15 protein-coding genes are annotated in these 15853 nt (G+C 68.7%); 7 read left to right on the top strand and 8 right to left on the bottom strand.

The features are described 5' to 3' along the window. Positions 1-50: 50 nt before the first annotated feature. Both ACE37J_RS10725 and ACE37J_RS10720 read left to right on the top strand, forming a co-directional pair. The gene (locus tag ACE37J_RS10725; RefSeq protein WP_409711161.1) at positions 51-1466 is read left to right on the top strand and encodes a mannose-1-phosphate guanylyltransferase/mannose-6-phosphate isomerase; all 1416 of its coding nucleotides are present in this window, start codon (positions 51-53) and stop codon (positions 1464-1466) included. Then, positions 1453-2961: a phosphomannomutase/phosphoglucomutase gene (locus ACE37J_RS10720; RefSeq protein ID WP_409711159.1), complete on the top strand. Its 1509-nt coding sequence runs from the start codon at positions 1453-1455 to the stop codon at positions 2959-2961. Before ACE37J_RS10725 ends, ACE37J_RS10720 begins: the two co-directional genes overlap by 14 nt. A gap of 130 nt (positions 2962-3091) precedes the next feature. Here ACE37J_RS10720 and kynA read toward each other — a convergent pair whose 3' ends face one another. The 7 genes from kynA to ACE37J_RS10685 form a co-directional block, all read right to left on the bottom strand. Further along, the gene (gene kynA / locus ACE37J_RS10715; protein WP_409711157.1) at positions 3092-3961 is read right to left on the bottom strand and encodes a tryptophan 2,3-dioxygenase; all 870 of its coding nucleotides are present in this window, start codon (positions 3959-3961) and stop codon (positions 3092-3094) included. Next, positions 3919-5154, bottom strand: coding sequence for a kynureninase (gene kynU, locus ACE37J_RS10710; RefSeq protein WP_409711155.1), 1236 nt, complete (start codon positions 5152-5154; stop codon positions 3919-3921). The genes kynA and kynU overlap by 43 nt, the downstream gene beginning before the upstream one ends. Then, positions 5151-6152 carry a Gfo/Idh/MocA family protein gene (locus tag ACE37J_RS10705; protein WP_409711153.1) on the bottom strand — a complete coding sequence of 334 codons (1002 nt, stop codon included), beginning with the start codon at positions 6150-6152 and terminating at the stop codon, positions 5151-5153. Before ACE37J_RS10705 ends, kynU begins: the two co-directional genes overlap by 4 nt. Continuing rightward, on the bottom strand, positions 6149-7240 hold the full coding sequence (locus ACE37J_RS10700; protein WP_409711151.1) for an isocitrate/isopropylmalate dehydrogenase family protein: 1092 nt from the start codon (positions 7238-7240) through the stop codon (positions 6149-6151). Before ACE37J_RS10700 ends, ACE37J_RS10705 begins: the two co-directional genes overlap by 4 nt. Then, positions 7237-8232: an SMP-30/gluconolactonase/LRE family protein gene (locus tag ACE37J_RS10695; protein ID WP_409711149.1), complete on the bottom strand. Its 996-nt coding sequence runs from the start codon at positions 8230-8232 to the stop codon at positions 7237-7239. Before ACE37J_RS10695 ends, ACE37J_RS10700 begins: the two co-directional genes overlap by 4 nt. A 377-nt stretch (positions 8233-8609) precedes the next feature. Continuing rightward, the gene (locus tag ACE37J_RS10690; RefSeq protein WP_409711147.1) at positions 8610-9884 is read right to left on the bottom strand and encodes a hypothetical protein; all 1275 of its coding nucleotides are present in this window, start codon (positions 9882-9884) and stop codon (positions 8610-8612) included. Continuing rightward, positions 9877-10248: a hypothetical protein gene (locus tag ACE37J_RS10685; RefSeq protein ID WP_409711145.1), complete on the bottom strand. Its 372-nt coding sequence runs from the start codon at positions 10246-10248 to the stop codon at positions 9877-9879. The genes ACE37J_RS10690 and ACE37J_RS10685 overlap by 8 nt, the downstream gene beginning before the upstream one ends. Before the next feature lie 359 nt (positions 10249-10607). Between ACE37J_RS10685 and ACE37J_RS10680 the strand changes: the two genes are divergently transcribed. Both ACE37J_RS10680 and ACE37J_RS10675 read left to right on the top strand, forming a co-directional pair. Further along, positions 10608-11231 carry a LysE family translocator gene (locus tag ACE37J_RS10680; RefSeq protein ID WP_409711143.1) on the top strand — a complete coding sequence of 208 codons (624 nt, stop codon included), beginning with the start codon at positions 10608-10610 and terminating at the stop codon, positions 11229-11231. Beyond that, positions 11231-11860, top strand: coding sequence for a glutathione S-transferase family protein (locus ACE37J_RS10675; RefSeq protein WP_409711141.1), 630 nt, complete (start codon positions 11231-11233; stop codon positions 11858-11860). The genes ACE37J_RS10680 and ACE37J_RS10675 overlap by 1 nt, the downstream gene beginning before the upstream one ends. 59 nt (positions 11861-11919) lie before the next feature. Here ACE37J_RS10675 and ACE37J_RS10670 read toward each other — a convergent pair whose 3' ends face one another. Beyond that, the gene (locus tag ACE37J_RS10670) at positions 11920-12738 is read right to left on the bottom strand and encodes an ABC transporter permease (protein ID WP_409711139.1); all 819 of its coding nucleotides are present in this window, start codon (positions 12736-12738) and stop codon (positions 11920-11922) included. 86 nt (positions 12739-12824) lie between these two features. Between ACE37J_RS10670 and cysQ the strand changes: the two genes are divergently transcribed. Genes cysQ through ACE37J_RS10655 form a run of 3 tightly spaced genes read left to right on the top strand, consistent with a single transcriptional unit; the run spans position 12825 to position 15831 of the window. After that, positions 12825-13616 carry a 3'(2'),5'-bisphosphate nucleotidase CysQ gene (gene cysQ, locus ACE37J_RS10665; protein ID WP_409711137.1) on the top strand — a complete coding sequence of 264 codons (792 nt, stop codon included), beginning with the start codon at positions 12825-12827 and terminating at the stop codon, positions 13614-13616. Then, positions 13616-14413 (top strand): 3-deoxy-manno-octulosonate cytidylyltransferase, encoded by a 798-nt coding sequence (locus tag ACE37J_RS10660; RefSeq protein WP_409711135.1) that lies wholly within the window; start codon positions 13616-13618, stop codon positions 14411-14413. The genes cysQ and ACE37J_RS10660 overlap by 1 nt, the downstream gene beginning before the upstream one ends. Next, a complete protein-coding gene (locus ACE37J_RS10655) occupies positions 14410-15831 on the top strand; it encodes a glycosyltransferase family 2 protein (RefSeq protein ID WP_409711133.1) in 1422 nt (473 codons plus the stop codon). The genes ACE37J_RS10660 and ACE37J_RS10655 overlap by 4 nt, the downstream gene beginning before the upstream one ends. Positions 15832-15853 lie beyond the last annotated feature (22 nt).

The raw sequence follows: 15853 nt of genomic DNA, 5'->3' as shown, positions 1-15853 counted from the left end.
GCGATGCAGGCGCCGTAGCGGGGGGCGGGGGCGTCAGATCAGGGGCTCGCATGGCTCGCATCTATCCCGTCATTCTCTGCGGCGGCGCGGGGGAAAGGCTCTGGCCTTCCTCCCGCGCGGCCTATCCGAAGCAGTTCTCGCCGCTCCTCGGTCAAGAAAGCCTTTATCAGGCGACGCTTCGGCGCCTTTCCGGCCCGGAATTCCATGCGCCGCTCGTCCTCACCGCCGCGGAGTTCCGGTTTCTGGCGACGGAGCAGGCCGCCGCGCTTGGCCTGGCGGACGCCGAGGTGCTGATCGAGCCCGCGCCGCGGAACACCGCCCCCGCGATTCTCGCCGCAGCGCTCCGCCTCGCGGACGAGCCCGAGGCGCTGATGCTCGTCGCGCCCTCGGATCATGTGATCGCGGATGAAGCCGCCTTCGCCGCGGCTCTGGCCCTCGGCGCCGCCGCGGCGGGCGCGGGCCGGATCGTCGCCTTCGGCGCCCGGCCGACGCGGGCGGAGACGGGATACGGCTATCTCGAACTCCATGGCCCGCCCCGGCCGGGCGAGGCCGCCGCCGTCGCGCGCTTCGTGGAGAAGCCGGAGGCCGCGCGCGCCGCCGCGATGGCGGAATCGGGCCGGCATCTCTGGAACGCCGGGATATTCCTCATGCGGGTGGGGGACGCGCTCGCCGCCTTCGCGGCGCACGCCCCCGGCCTGCTCGCGCCCTGCCGCGACGCGCTCGCGGCCGCCGGGCGCGATCTCGGCTTCCTCCGGCTCGGCCCCGCCTGGCTCGGAGCGGAGGCGATCTCCTTCGACTACGCCGTGATGGAGAAGGCGGAGGGGATCGTCGCCGTCCCGCTCGAAGCCGGATGGTCCGATCTCGGCTCGTGGGACGCGCTCTGGGAGGCGGCGCCGAAGGACGGGGCGGGGGTCGCCCTCTCCGGCCCGGCGATCGCGGTGGACTGCCGGGATGCGCTGCTCCGCTCCGAGGAGCCCTCGATGCAGCTCGTCGGCCTCGGGCTTGAGGGCGTCGTCGCCGTCGCGATGCGGGATGCGGTGCTCGTCGCGGCGAAGGACCGGGCGCAGGAGGTGCGCGGCCTCGTCGCGATGCTGAAGGCGGCGGGAGCGCCGCAGGCGACGGACTATCCCCGCTTTCACCGCCCCTGGGGCTGGTACGAGACGCTCTGCCTCGATGAGCGCTTCCAGGTGAAGCGGGTGATGGTGAAGCCCGGCGGCGTCCTCTCGCTCCAGTCGCATCTTCACCGCTCGGAGCACTGGGTCGTCGTCGCCGGAACCGCGAAGGTGATTGTGGACGGCGCGGAGCGGATCGTGAGCGAGACGGAATCGATCTACATCCCGCTCGGCGCGAAGCACCGGATGGAGAATCCCGGGAAGCTGCCCATGTACCTGATCGAGGTGAGGACGGGCGACTATCTCGGCGAGGACGACATCATCCGACATGAGGACGCCTATGAGCGGAAGTGAGCCGAAGCCGCTGGCCGCCGTCGTCCCCAACAGCTGGGCCTTCCTCCGCGACCCGATGATCGCGCCCGCGGGCTTCCGCGACTATGACGCGCGCTGGCTCTATCCGGAGCAGATCAACCTGCCGGGGGTCGAGGCGCTGGGCCTCGGCCTCGCGACGCAGATGTTCGAGGCGGGGGCGGGGCCGGATATCGTCGTCGGCTGCGATTATCGCGAGTACTCGGCGGCGGTGAAAACGGCGCTGATCCTCGGCCTCGTGCGCGGCGGCGCGACGGTGCGGGATATCGGGCCCGCCGTCACGCCGCTCGCCTATTTCGCGCGGGCGCATCTCGGCGTCGGCCCCGTCGCCATGGTCACCGCCTCGCACAACCCGAACGGCTGGACCGGTGTGAAGATGGGCCTCCGCGCGCCGCTGACGCACGGGCCGGAGGAGATGGTGCGGTTGCGGGAGATCGTGCTTTCCGGCGGGGGAATGGAGCGCCCCGGCGGGCGGGTTGTGCGCGAGCATGGCGTCGGGGCCGTCTGGCTCGACGACCTCGCCGCGCGCGGGCCGCTGAAACGGCGGCTCCGCATTGTCTGCGCCACGGGGAACGGCGCGGCGGGGGCCTTCGCGCCCGACCTCCTCGCCCGGCTCGGGGCCGAGGTCATCCCCCTCCATGCGACGCCGGACTACGCATTCCCCGCCTATAATCCGGACCCGGAAGCGCCGGAGATGCTGCGCGACATGGGCCGCGCGGTGCGCGAGGCGGGCGCCGACCTCGCCCTCGGCTTCGACGGGGACGGGGACCGCTGCGGCGTGGTGGACGAGACGGGCCATGCGATCTTCGCGGACAGAATCGGCGTTCTTCTCGCGCGGGACTGGGCGAAGGCCCATCCCGGCGCCCGCTTCCTTGCGGACGTAAAATCGACCGGCCTCTTCGCCTCGGACCCGGAGCTTCTCGCCGCCGGCGCCGCCGTCGAGTTTTGGAAGACCGGCCACAGCCACATGAAGGCCCGCATGGTGGAGACGGGCGCGCTCGCCGCATTCGAACGCTCCGGCCATCTCTTCCTCGACCCGCCGCTCGGCCGCGGCTATGATTGCGGGCTAAGTGCGGCGGTCGAAATCCTCCGCATGCTCGACCGGCATGAGGGCATGAGCCTCTCCGCCCTCGCCGCGACGCTGCCCCGCACATGGGCGACGCCCACGCTCTCCCCCCCGTGCCCGGACGGGGAGAAGCGCGCGGTTCTCGCGCGGATCGTGGCTGACCTTCAGGCGATGGCCGCGGCGGGCGGCGCCCTCGGCGGTCGGCGGATCGAACGGATCGTGACGGTGGACGGCGCGCGCGCGATGCTGGAAGGCGGGGACTGGGCGCTCGTCCGCGCCTCCTCCAACACGCCCAACCTCGTCATCGTATGCGAAAGCATGGGAAGCGAGGCGCGGCTCCGCGCGATCCTCGCCGATCTCGACAGTTTGGTGAGGCGGCAGGAAGAGGTCGGGGACTACGACCGGACGTTCTGAACCGAGCCGACATCGCCTTGCCCCGGCCCTGAGCCGGGGCCCCGAGGATCGGCGCACGCGATTTTTCGCGCTATTTCTGATTATCAAATGAAATCAATATCATAACCCCCTTGCACACTGTGTGCACGGGTCAGAGCGCCGTCCGCACCGACCAGAGTTCGGGGAAGAGCGTGACCTCCAGCATCCGCCTCAGATAGGCGACGCCCGAGGTGCCGCCCGTCCCCCGCTTGAAGCCGATCACCCGCTCCACCGTGGTGACGTGGTTGAAGCGCCAGCGGCGGAACCAGTCCTCGAAATCCACCAGCTTCTCGGCAAGGTCGTAGAGCGCCCAATGCGTCTCCGGCGCGCGATAGACCGCCGCCCAGGCCGCCGCCACACTCTCGTCCGCCCGGTATGGCTCCCGGAAGTCCCGCTCCAGCGCGGCGGGGGCGATCTCGAACCCTTCCCGCGCGAGGAGGCGGATCGCCTCGTCATAGAGCGAGGGCTCGGCGAGCCGCCGTTCGAGATCGGCGGCGATCTCCGGCCGGTGGGCGTGCGGCTTCAGCATGGCGGCGGACTTGTTGCCGGCGATGAACTCGATGGCCCGGTATTGCCAGGACTGGAAGCCGGAGGATTGCCCGAGATCGTCCCTGAACCGCGTATACTCGCTCGGCGTCATGGTCCTGAGAATGTCCCACGCGTCGTTCAAGTGCTGCATTATGCGGGAGACGCGGGCCATCATCTTCAGCGCCGTCGGCATGTCCCCGCCGATGATCGCCCGCCGCACCGCCTCCATCTCGTGCAGCGCCAGCTTCATCCAGAGTTCCGAGGTCTGATGCTGGATGATGAACAGCATCTCGTCATGCGCGCGGGAGAGCGGGGCCTGCGCCGTCAGCACCGGATCGAGGCGCAGATAGTCGCCATAGGCCATCGCCCCGGCGAAGGACATGCGCGCCCCTTCCTTCTCCGCCTCGTGGCTCACGTCACCGCCGCCCGCGCCCGGAATTCCGGCCTGTCCCATGAGCCCGTCTCCAGTATCTCCGCCAGCACGGCCGCCGCCGCCGCGACATCCCGATGCGAAAGGTAGAGCGGCGCAAAGCCGAAGCGCATCACGTCCGGCGCCCGGAAATCCCCGATCACCCCGCGGGCGATCAGCGCCTGCATCACCGCATAGCCTTCCGGATGGGCGAAGGAGACCTGGGAGCCGCGAATGCCAGGATCGCGCGGGGAGACGAGGCGGAGCCCATGCCCGGCGCAGAGCCGCTCCACCTCCCGGATGAAGGTCTCGCAAAGGGAGACGGATTTCGCCCGGATCGCCGCCATCTCCACCCCGTCGAAGAGATCGAGCGCGGCGTCGAGCCCGGCGAGCGAGAGGACCGGCGGCGTCCCGACCCGCATCCGCCCGACGCCTTCGAGCGGCTTGTAGTCGAGATCGAAGGCGAAGGGCGCGGCGTGGCCCATCCAGCCTGCGATCAGCGGGCGCACATGCTCCTGAAGCTCGGGACGGACATAGAGGAAAGCCGGCGCCCCCGGCCCGCCGTTCAGATACTTGTAGCCGCAGCCGACTGCGAAATCCGCGCCCGCGCCGGCAAGATCCACCTCGAAGGCGCCGGCGGAATGCGCTAGGTCCCACATCGCAAGCGCGCCCGCCTCGTGCGCCTTCTCCGTCAGCCGCTTCATGTCGTGCCGCCGGCCGGTGCGATAATCGACCTCGGTCAGCATCATGACAGCCACGCTGTCATCGATCGCCGCCTCGACCGCCTCGGGCGCCACGATGCGGAGCTCGTGCCCCTGCGCGAGGCCGTCCGCGAGGCCGGAGGCGATGTAGAGGTCGGTCGGAAAGTTGCCGCTGTCCGATAGGATCACCTTCCGGCTCGCCCGCATGGCGAGCGCCGCGGAGAGGCACTTGAAGACATTGGTGGAGGTGTTGTCCGCCACCGTGACGGAACCGGCGGGCGCGCCGATGAGCCGCCCGATCCTGTCCCCAACACGCTGCGGCGCGTGGAACCAGCCGGCCTCGTTCCAGCCGCGGATGAGCATCGCGCCCCATTCATCCGTCACGGCGCGCGCAATGCGATCCCGCGCCCGCGCGGTGAGGGGGCCGAGCGAATTCCCGTCGAGATAGATCACGCCTGCGGGGATCAGGAATTCCGCGCGGCGGCTCGCCAGCGGGTCTTCCGCGTCGAGAGCCTCGATATCCGACGCTTCGCTCATAGCGCGATCCTCCGCCCTTCCGCCGCGCTCCGATAGGCCGCCTCCTCGATCCGGAGATTGCCGAGCCATGTTGCCGCCTCTGTTCCGCATGGGGCGCCGGACTGGAGGCTGTCAAGATATTTTATGCATGAAATATAAACACAGTCGCCGCCGAAGCCGCGATCTTCCCAGGGGAAGGCGTGCTCCCGCTCCTCCACGCTCCTGAAATCGCGGAGGAAGATGCGGCCTTCTCCGTCGATCCGGAGCGCTGCCCTATCGCCTTCGATCAGCATTTCGCCCATCGTGCGGCGCTGGTTGGTCGCGGCGTGGTCCATCAGGCGGTTGCCGTCGAAGAGGGCGCGGCGGCCGTCCAGCCAGTCGAGGAGGAGGAAGCCGGCGTCCTCCCCGGCGATGGCCGGGTTGAGGCGGCGAAGGTCTGCGTATACTCCCGCCGGCTCCCCGAAGAGGGCGCGGAAAAGGTCGATCCAGTGAACTGCCGTCTCATGGACGAGGAAGCGCGGCATCCGCTGGAAATAGGGCTGGCGAGAGAGATAGGCGTCCGGCCCGCGCCCGTCTCCCGGGCGAAGCCTGAAGCTGGCGGCGAAGGGGGCGCCGAGCGCGCCTGCGGCGACGAGGCGGCCGGCCTCCGAATACCAGGGCTGGTTGCGGATGTTCTCATGGATGATGAGCCGGCCGCCCACCGCCTCCACGAGCGCCAGCGCCGCCTCCGCCTCTTCGAGAGACGTGCAAAAGGGTTTCTGGCAGATCAGCCGGGGGCAGAGCGGGGCGAGGGCGCGGATCAGCGCGAAATGGGCGGCGGGGGGCGCGGCGATATCGACGATGTCGGGCCGCGCCTCACGCATCATCGTTTTGAGGTCGGAAAAGACGGGGGCGCCGAGGCCCTCCGCCTTGCCCGGGTCTTGGTCGAGGATAGCCACGAGCTCCGCCCCCTCGGCGCGGCTCCAGGCCTCCGCGTGGAGCCGCCCGAAGAAGCCGGCGCCGACGAGGGCGACCCTCATGCGTCGAGCCGGGCGAGCTCCGCCAGAACTGCGGCCTTCACCGCCTCCGTTCCCGCCTTGCCGCCTAGTTCGCAGGTGACGAGCGCGCCGGGGGCGAAGGCGGCGTCCACCGCGCGGCGGACGAGGGCTGCGGCCTTCGCAGCCTCCGGCGCGCCCTTCGTCTCCGCCAGCCATTCGAGCATCATCGCGCCCGAGAGCATCATCGCGGTGGGGTTGGCGAGGCCCATGCCCGCAATGTCCGGCGCGGTGCCGTGGCAGGGCTGGAAGACCGCGTGCTCGTCCCCGACATCCGCCGAGGGGGCGTAGCCCATGCCGCCCATCAGCGCGGCGCCGAGATCGGAGAGGATGTCGCCGAACATGTTCTCCGTCACCGCGACGTCGATGGAGAGGGGCTTCTGCGCCATCGTCATGGCGAAGGCGTCGACATAGGCGGCGTCGGCGGCGATGTGGGGGAAGGCTTTCGCCCGTTCCTTGAAGATCTCCCGGAAGAACCAGAAGGCGGCGAAGACGTTCGCCTTGTCGACGCAGGTGACCTTGCCGGGGCGCCCCTGCGCCTTGCGGCTCTCGGCGAGGCGGAAGGCGAAGTCGAAGAGCTTTTCGGAGGTCTGGCGGGTGATGAGCAGCGTCTCCCGCGCCTCTTCGGCGGAGAGCGTGCCTTTCTCGGAGGGGGCGAAGAGGCCCTCCGTGCTTTCGCGGATGATGACGTAATCCATGTTCGCCGTCGCCGGGTCGGCCAGAACCCGCTTCACGCCCGGAATGGGGCGGACCGGGCGGACGCCGGCGTAGAGGCCGAAATGGAAGCGCATCGTGACCTGGGGCATGATCTCCCGCCCGTCGGCCTGGCGCACGGCCGGGTCGCCGGCGGCGGCGAGGAAGATCGCGTCGACCTTGCCGGCGCGCTTCAGGTCCTCGGGCTCGATCTCGTGGCCAGTGTCCTTCCAGCAGTCGGCGCCGCAGCGGAGCGGGGTCCAGCGGAGGGCGAAGCCGGCCTTCGCGGAAGCCGCCTCCAGCACCGCCTCGGCGGCCGGCGTCACCTCGTGGCCGATCCCGTCCCCGGCGAAGACGCCGATCTCGAAGTCGTTTCTCATGTCCCTTCCCCTCCCAGGAAGCGCGCGAGCGGGCCGAGCTCCGCGCGCCAATGCGCCGGCGCGAGGCCCGGAACCGGGCTTTCGAACGTCGCCAGCCGGTCGCCAAGGAGACAGCCGAGCACGGCCTTGTCCAGCCCCTCCCCCGCGAAGGCGAGGTTGGAGACGTTGCGGAGGAGCCTTCCCGCCGCCTTGTCGAGATGGGGGCGGCCGAGCGCGTCAGCCTCCCACGCGGCTTCCGCCCAGGCGACGTGTTCGGGGTCGGCATCCTCCAGCCATGTCTCCTGTTCGCCGGAGGGGGCGACGCGGATGACGCGGTTGGAGACGATGGAGGTGATGGCGAAGCCGCCCTCCGCATCCAGCGCGAGGCCGTCGGGGTAGGTTCCCGGCCCGTAGGCGGCGATTGTGCGGCGGTTCGTCAGGCCGCCCTTCGCGAGGTCGAAGGCGGCGGTGCGGCGGGCGAAGGTTTCGTTGACGAGGAGGGCGCCGCCCTCCGTCACTGCGCATTCGTTGGCGTAGCCGAGGCCATCGGCGACGATGCGGGCGCGGCCCCGCTCGATGAGGACGATGAAGCCGGTCTTCGCGCCCTTCCGGTAGTCGGCGGCGCGGGGGATGAGGGTGGTAGAGATGGTGAGCCAGATCCGCCCCTCCAAGTCCAGCAGCGGGAAGTTGGAGGGGGGGAGGGGGCGGCCTTCGAGTTCGGTGAGGACGGGCTCCACGTTCCCCTCGCAGTCCATCCGGAAGAGCCCGCCCCGCTCCGCCCCGAGATGGGCGAGGAGGAAGGCCCCGCCCGGCTCCAGCGCGATTCCGTTGGGGCGGAGGGGCTCGGGCCAGCGGGCTTCGATCTTCGTCACCCGCCCCGAGGGGGCGATGACGGCGATTCCGCCGTTCCCCGCCCAGTCCGGCGCGAAGAGGAGGCCGGAGGAGTGGGCGAGCGCGCATTCCGGGCGCTGGAGGCCGGAGCCGAGGAAGGAGAGGGCGGCGAGGGGGACCATCGGGGGAGAGGAGGCGGCGCGGCGGGGGGAAAGGGGGCGGAAACGGGGGTCCGGGAGGGCGGTTTCGGGGGGATTTCCATGGACATCGAGGTCAAGGGGTTGAATTTGCTTGGGAATAGAAAATTTCGAAATTTTTGGGGGTTGGGGAGGTGGGTGGGGGCGGTCGTCGTAGTGGGAGGGATGGGGCGATCTTCGGCCTTGGGGCAATGGTGGGCGATGCGATGTTCTGCAGGGAGGTCGCGCACTCCCACGGCTGATATATGATTTTTCATGGATGATGCAGGATAGCCATGCGGCTGGGTCCGGCCCTATACCGACATTGGCCCAACGCAAGTTGCGCCGCGGTGCGGTCCGTCAAACAAGACGTTGGTGTTGCGCTAAGCTACTTCAAGTTGTAGTGGCGAGGGATAGAGCGCGTCAGCGCCGCCACTTAGGAACAGTCCCGAGGACCGGAGTAAGTTCAAAGCAATCCTCAAGTTTGTGGAGAGCTCGAGTATCGTGCCATTCTCCTCCAGGTATTCTCTGATGTTGCTGGGTGATGCCGAAATCGAATTTGAAGTGAGCTCAAGCACACATGCCTTGAGCCGTTGCAGCGTTATCTCCGGTGCCAATAGAGATCGCTCAATGTCTTTCAGAAGGCAGTCGTTGAACATCTCCTTTTCGGCTGCTTCCCGGCCGCGTTCACTGCAACTCAAGCGGCCGGCACTGCGCGTGATCCAGCCGAGGGCTTCTAGGAAATTGAGGTACTCGGTTATTCGTTCTCTTCCTACGAATTCGTCCTCGGCTCCCTCGCCGCGCCCTTTTCTGATCCTAAAACCTTGCAAATTTCCCAATCTAGCGAATAGCTGTTCCTCCCTGAGGTCGTTCTCGGAAATGAACTCGATCAACGAGTGGGTCCTGCCGTAAACTGAACTCGTTGCTGCGAGCGGATTGAACTGTGAAGAGACTGTTCCCGAGACTTGCCGTACTACTGTGTTTGTAAGATCGCCACTAGTCCTAGGGAGGTCAGTGTCCTGCACCCCCCGTCTTCTGAGCTGCACTTTGCAGCGCCCGACGAGCTTTCCGATCGTGATCCCACCCTCGTCAAAGTCGATCCTGAAGTCGTTGCGCCGTATCGGCCTCTCGAGCTCAGTGAGAAATGTCTCTGTGAACTCCGCATTTTGCGTGTACCGCGTGCCTGTAGACGAACAGAAGAAGTGCGATACCGTAGGATCGGCGAAAGCAGGCCGAGTTCGGCCGGCGTGACACGAGTCAATTACGACTATTACGCGCTCAAACTCGAGGCGCTCGATCTCGCGGATGACCTCTGCGCTGCTGCGGTAGCTCGCGCTCTTCTCCGCCCGGCCTTTGAATTCGAGATTGGCCTCCCCAACCTTTCCAGGCAGTGCGTGACCGAAGAAATAAAAGAACAGAAATTCCTCGTCGTTCCGTCTATGCGGCGCGTCTTCAATAAGTTGGACGAACTCCACCCAGCTTATGTTTTCAAAAGTGCGGTCCCCCTCCGCAGTGCCGTCGACGCCGAGGCAGGGGAAAACTCCGCCGGCACTCGTCGCCGTATCCCACCGTCTTAGGAGCGCTTGTACCGTTTGAGACTTTGGACCGAGAACGCCGCCGATGGGCCATTGGCCCACAATCAATGCACGCCTAGCCATTCTCGAAGAACTCTTCGACGACTTTCTTCAGGACACTGACAGAAAGCGGTAGCGAAATCCTCTTACCCTCCCGCTTTATGATGACGGCCGGAGTGTCTTTGTCTGGTTCATCCGTGGGGTTATCACGAGGTTTTAAGCCCCTAGAAATGAGGGCCTGGTTTAACCGATAGAAAGCCGCAATGTAGTATGGGTACATTGCGGGGTCCGAGAGTACATTAATCGCCCAGCCGATCAATAAGTCGGCACCCATTGTGCCTTCTGGGGCTCCTTTCCGGTACTCTTCTATCTCCGGTGGCGGCTCTTTGCCCGCTGTGGCGTCTTCAAGGTAGAACCTGATGTCCTTTTCGAGTTCGGAAATGTCCAATTTTTCTGGGGCGTTACCCCATGTGATCAACTCTATTCGAAGCGGCGTATCCGAAGGCAAAGCGATCTCCAATCCAAACTTGACCAGCTAAGGGCATTGAAGGCAACGCACAGCCAAAGCCTATTGGATCGCAATCGTCCAAGCAACATCTGTCCGGTAGCGGCAGTGAACGCCGTGGAGCTATGTCCGCTCTTTTTTAGACAGCGCTGCTTCTCATTATCGCAGCGAACGACCGCTTTCCGCCCAACGCCGACCTTCGCCGCATCGCACCCCGAACCTCGCCCCCCAACTAGCGGAACCGCCCTTGACCCGCCCCGCCCTCCGGCGCTTCCTGTTCCCGTCCAACCGGAGCCCCGCCCATGCCGCTCGACCTCTGGCTCGCCTTCGCCGCCGCCTCCGCGATCCTGCTCGCCATACCCGGGCCGACGATCCTGCTCGTCACGGCCTATGCGCTCGGCGCGGGGCGGCGGGTGGCGCTGTGGATGACGCTCGGGGTGTTTCTGGGCGATCTGCTGGCGATCAGCCTGGCGGTTCTGGGGCTCGGGGCGGTGCTGATGGCTTCGGCCACGCTTTTCACGATGCTCAAGATCGCGGGCGGGCTCTATCTGCTCTGGCTCGGGTGGAAGCTCCTCCGCGCGCCGGTTGAGGGCGGGGCGCTCGATGCGAAGCGGACGGGGAAGTCGGGGCCGGCCATGTGCCTCCACGCCTTCGCGGTGACGGCGACGAACCCGAAGAGCATCGTCTTCTTCATCGCGTTCCTGCCGCAATTCGTCTCCCACGATGCGCCGGCGGCGCCGCAGATGCTGGCCATGGTGGCGACGTTCACGCTGCTCGGCGCGCTCAACGCGCTGATATACGCGCTGGCGGCGGGGACGCTGCGGGAGCGCATCCGCCGCCCCGCCGTCATGCGCTGGATGAACCGGGGCGGGGGCGCGGCGCTGATGGCGATGGGGCTCGCCACGATCATGGCGCGGAGGGCGTGATGAGCCTGCCCTCGCTCCTCCGCCTCTATGAATCGCGCCGGGCGCCGAACCCGCGGCGCGTCTCCATCTTCCTCGCGGAAAAGGGCGTGGAGGTGGAGCGCGTCGAGGTCGACATCATGGGGGGCGAGCATTTCCGCGACGGGCATCGGGCGAAGGCGGGGACGCATCATGTGCCGGTGGCGGAGCTTTCGGACGGGACGTTCCTGACCGAGACGGTCGCGATCTGCCGCTATGTCGAGGCGCTGCATCCGGAGCCGAACCTGATGGGGCGGGATGCGAAGGAGGCGGCGGTGATCGAGATGTGGCAGCGGCGGATGGAGTTTTCCGTGCTCCTGAACGTCGCCTTCGTCGCGCGCCACACGATCCCGGCCATGCAGGCGCTGGAGCATGAGCAGGTTCCGGAATGGGGGCGGGCCTGCATCCCGCGGATGGAGGAGGCGCTGAAGGGGCTCGACGCGCGGCTGCGGGAGAGCGCCTTCGTCGCGGGGGAGCGGTTCAGCATCGCGGACATCACGGCCTGGGTCGCGCTCGACTTCATGCGGGTGCTGCGGCGGGGGGCGCCGGAGGGCTGCGAGGCGCTGGCGGAATGGCATGAGCGGATGAAGGCGCGGCCCTCCGCCCTCGCGTGACGGGGCGGGAACGGCGCGGGCTGGTCGCCCGGGCCAAGGGTTGCGGGGGGGAGCGCGGCTTAATCCGACATCACGTTCCGCCGCCGCAGCATGTAATCGTGGAGCATGTGCCCGGCGAGGAGGAGGACGATGCAGAAGATCGTCGGGTAGACCATGTTCGTCTTCTGCGCGGTGTAGTTGATAAAGGCCGCGTCCCGCATCTGGTCGATCAGGTGGAAGAGCGGGTTCCAGAGGAATATCGGCAGCATCTCCCCCGGGATCAGGTTCGCGTTGGTGAACTTGCCGGAGGTGAAGAACATCAGCTTGAAGAGGATGCGCTTGAAGAGGATCGCCCAGGAGAAATAGGTGAGGAGGAAGCCGAGGACCATGCCGAGGCCCATCCCCGTCAGCCAGGTGATGATCCAGATCGGGAAGAACATCAGCGGCTTCTCCAGCGCCATCTCCCCCGTCACGAGGCCGTTGCCGATGAAGATGAGCACGATCGCCAGCGTCCAGTTGTAGAGCACGCCGAGGCAGTCGGCGTAGACGAAGAGGACGGGGGAGAGATGCGGGTGCGCGGCCATCTTCCAGCTCGACCGCATGGCCTGCATCGCGGCGGCCATGGTGAACTTCATGGCGAAGAAGAAGCCCGCGCCGATCAGGATGAAGACCATGAGGTCGCCGCGCACCGTCAGCCGCCCGAGGCCGAAGAAGGTGACGACGAAGTAGAAGATGAGGCAGAAGGCGAGCGCCATGAGCACGCCCTTCAGGAAGCCCATCGCGGCCCCGCCCGCCGCCTCGCGAAGGCCCCGCACCGTCAGCGCCCAGATCAGGAAGCCGTAGTTGAGAAGCCCGTTGAAGAGCGTGGCCTGCGGGTTCTGGTAAGGTCTCTGAGCCATTCTTCCGCGCCTGCGCCCCGTTCCATCTCCGCTTTAACATGGCCGCAATCCCGATATAACGCGCCCGAATGAAGAAAGGAGCCGTCATGGCCGAAAGCATGGACGCCGTCTTCCGCCGCCTCGCCCTCGAAGCGGGGGCCGAGATCATGCGGATCTACGAGGGGGGCGATCTCGGCGTCGAGAGCAAGGCGGACGAGAGCCCGGTGACGCGGGCGGACCTCGCCGCGGACCGGGTGATCCATGAGGGGCTCATGGCGGCCTTCCCCGACATCCAGCTGGTGACGGAGGAGCGGGCGGCGACGCATGGCGGGGCGCGGGCGGAGCAGTTCATCCTCGTCGACCCGCTCGACGGGACGCGGGAATTCGTGAAGCGGGGCGGCGATTTCACGGTGAACATCGCGCTGATCGAGGGGGGCGCGCCGGTGGCCGGCGTCGTCTTCGCCCCGGCGAAGGGACGGCTCTTCCAGACGCTGGAGACGGGCGGGGCGGTGGAGGAGACGGGCGCGTTCGGGCCGGAGCCGGGGGCGCGGCGGGCGCTTTCCGTCGCCCGCCCGGACAATGCGGCGCTGCGCGTCGTCGCCTCCGCCTCGCATCGCGACGCGGCGACGGACGAGTGGATTTCGCGCTACAGGGTCGCGGCCTTCCGGCCCGCGGGCTCCTCGCTCAAGTTCTGCCTTGTCGCGACGGGGGAGGCGGATCTCTATCCGCGGCTCGGGCGGACGATGGAGTGGGACACGGCGGCGGGCCATGCCGTGCTCGCCGCGGCGGGGGGCCGCGTCGTCCTCGCCGCCGATCCGGGCAAGGCCCTGACCTATGGCAAGGCGGGGGACGACAACCCGCATTTCATCGCCTATGCGCCGGGGGTGGAGCTGCTCTGATGGCGGTTCGCCTCTACATCCCCGCGCGCTACGCCTCCTCCCGCTATCCGGGCAAGCCGCTCGTGCCGCTGCGCGGCGCCGGCGGGGAGGAGAAGAGCCTCGTCCGGCGGTCATGGGAGGCGGCGATGGCCGTTTCCGGCGTGGACGAGGTCTTCGTCGCGACGGATGACGAGCGGATCGCGGAGCATGCGCGGGGCTTCGGCGCGGCGGTGGCGATGACCTCCTCCTCAGCGCGGAACGGGACGGAGCGGGTCGCCGAGGCGGCTGCGGGCGCGGCGGAGGGGGATGTGATCGTCAACCTTCAGGGCGACGCGCCGCTGACGCCCCCCTGGTTCATCGAGGCGCTGGTCGCGGCGATGAAGGCGGCGCCGGCGGAGACGCTGATGGCGACGCCGGTGCTCCGCTGCGACGCGGAGGCTTTGCGCGGCTTTCAGGCGGACAGGGCGGCGGGGCGGGTCGGCGGCACGACGGCGGTGATGCGGCCGGACCGGCGGGCTCTCTATTTCTCCAAGGAGGTGCTGCCCTACACGCCCGGCGGCTGGGAGGGGGAGGCGCCCGAGGTCTGGCATCATGTCGGGGCCTACGCCTATCGCCCGGCCGGGCTCCGCGCCTATACCGGCTGGCCGGAAGGGCCGCTGGAGCGGCGGGAGGGGCTGGAGCAGTTGCGGTTCCTCGAAAACGGGGCGGAGATCCTCTGCGTCGAGGTCGAGGCGCGGGGCGCCGTGTTCTGGGAGCTGAACAACCCTTCGGACGCGCCGCGCCTCGAAGCGGCGCTGGCGGCGCGCGGGCTCGCTTGAGCGGGGCGCCGGAGGTTTCCGTCATCGTGCTGACGCGGGACAGGCCGCGCGAATTCGCCCTCGCGCTCCGGGCGCTGGCGCAGCAGCGGTTCCGGGATTTCGAGCTGATCGTCGTCGGCGCGCTCGGCTCCGCCGAGGCGCATGGCGCGCCGGCGGCGCTGGCGCGGCGGCTCGCCTATATCAGCTGCGGGCCCGAGAACATCTCCATGAGCCGCAATTACGGCCTCGCCCATGCGCGGGGCCGGATCGTCGCCTTCATCGACGACGACGCGGCGCCGGAGCCGGACTGGCTGGAGCGGCTGCTGCCCGCCTTCGCGGCGCCGGATGTGGGCGCGGCGGGCGGGTTCGTGCGCGGGCGGAACGGCGTCGCCTTCCAGTGGCGGGGGGCGCTGGTGGACCGGTATGGCGCGCACCGCCCGCTCGGTGACGGGGACCTCGCCCGCTCGGACCACGGGGCGGACGGAGCGGAGACCTTCGTCTCCACGCTCGGCTGCAACAGCGCCTTTCGCCGCGAGGCGCTGGAGGCGGCGGGCGGCTTCGACGAGAATTATCGCTATTTCCTCGACGAGAGCGACCTCTGCCTCCGGCTCGCCGCCGCCGGATGGCGCACCGTGCTGGTTCCGGCGGCGGAGGTGCACCACGCCTATTCCGCTTCCCCCGAGCGCTTCGCGAACCGGGCGCCGCGCGACCTCTTCGAGATCGCGGCGAGCCATGTCTATTTCGGGCGGATGCACGGGGACCCGGCCTGGTTCGACCGGCATCTCGCGCGGTTCCGGGAGGAGCAGGCGGAGCGGCTGAAGAAATATGTGCAGCTCGGCCGCCTCTCCCGCCGCCACGCCGCGCGCATCCTCGAGCGGATGGAGGCGGGGCTGGCGGACGGGGAGGCGCGGGCCGCGGCGACGGAGGGCCGGCCCTGGCCGCGCGCGCCGCGCCGCGCGGCGCCGCCCTGCAGGCCGGCGGACGGGCCGTTCATCGAGCCCGACCCGCCCGTCAGGCCGCGCTACGCCGTCCTCGCCGGGCGCCTCTCGCGCCGCCGCGCGCTCGGCGCGGCCCGCCGGCTCGCCGCCGCGGGGGCGGAGGTGACTCTGGTCGACTTCACGGCGCCGTTCGGGCGGCTTTCCGTCGCCTTCGACGGCGCGATCTGGACCCATGCGGGCGGAGCGCTCGGGCGCGAGTCCTTCGACGCGCCGGCCCCGCCGCTCGGCCGCGCCGCGCGCGCCGCGCGGGAGATCGGGCGCGTCTCGCCCCGCCGGCAGTTCGACGCGGTGATCCGCCCGCAGGGCGCGGCCTGGCGGGTCGGCCTCCTGCGACCGGCGCCGCTCCGCGGCGTCTTCGCCGGCTATGTCGCGGAGCCGCTTCGGGCGGGCGCGGAGGCTGCGGCGCTTGCGGCGCTGGAAGCGGCCGGAGCCGAGGCGTAGGATCGCCGTCGAAGGGGTAACG

The organism is Pikeienuella sp. (assembly GCF_046290545.1).
Classification (GTDB): Bacteria; Pseudomonadota; Alphaproteobacteria; order Rhodobacterales; family Rhodobacteraceae; genus Pikeienuella.
This window is presented reverse-complemented; position numbering and strand designations above follow the sequence as displayed.

Coding starts and splice junctions, on each gene's coding strand:
- ACE37J_RS10725 (WP_409711161.1), top strand. CDS start 51: ATGGCTCGCATCTATCCCGTCATTCTCTGCGGCGGCGCGGGGGAAAGG.
- ACE37J_RS10720 (WP_409711159.1), top strand. CDS start 1,453: ATGAGCGGAAGTGAGCCGAAGCCGCTGGCCGCCGTCGTCCCCAACAGC.
- kynA (WP_409711157.1), bottom strand. CDS start 3,961: ATGGGACAGGCCGGAATTCCGGGCGCGGGCGGCGGTGACGTGAGCCAC.
- kynU (WP_409711155.1), bottom strand. CDS start 5,154: ATGAGCGAAGCGTCGGATATCGAGGCTCTCGACGCGGAAGACCCGCTG.
- ACE37J_RS10705 (WP_409711153.1), bottom strand. CDS start 6,152: ATGAGGGTCGCCCTCGTCGGCGCCGGCTTCTTCGGGCGGCTCCACGCG.
- ACE37J_RS10700 (WP_409711151.1), bottom strand. CDS start 7,240: ATGAGAAACGACTTCGAGATCGGCGTCTTCGCCGGGGACGGGATCGGC.
- ACE37J_RS10695 (WP_409711149.1), bottom strand. CDS start 8,232: ATGGTCCCCCTCGCCGCCCTCTCCTTCCTCGGCTCCGGCCTCCAGCGC.
- ACE37J_RS10690 (WP_409711147.1), bottom strand. CDS start 9,884: ATGGCTAGGCGTGCATTGATTGTGGGCCAATGGCCCATCGGCGGCGTT.
- ACE37J_RS10680 (WP_409711143.1), top strand. CDS start 10,608: ATGCCGCTCGACCTCTGGCTCGCCTTCGCCGCCGCCTCCGCGATCCTG.
- ACE37J_RS10675 (WP_409711141.1), top strand. CDS start 11,231: ATGAGCCTGCCCTCGCTCCTCCGCCTCTATGAATCGCGCCGGGCGCCG.
- ACE37J_RS10670 (WP_409711139.1), bottom strand. CDS start 12,738: ATGGCTCAGAGACCTTACCAGAACCCGCAGGCCACGCTCTTCAACGGG.
- cysQ (WP_409711137.1), top strand. CDS start 12,825: ATGGCCGAAAGCATGGACGCCGTCTTCCGCCGCCTCGCCCTCGAAGCG.
- ACE37J_RS10660 (WP_409711135.1), top strand. CDS start 13,616: ATGGCGGTTCGCCTCTACATCCCCGCGCGCTACGCCTCCTCCCGCTAT.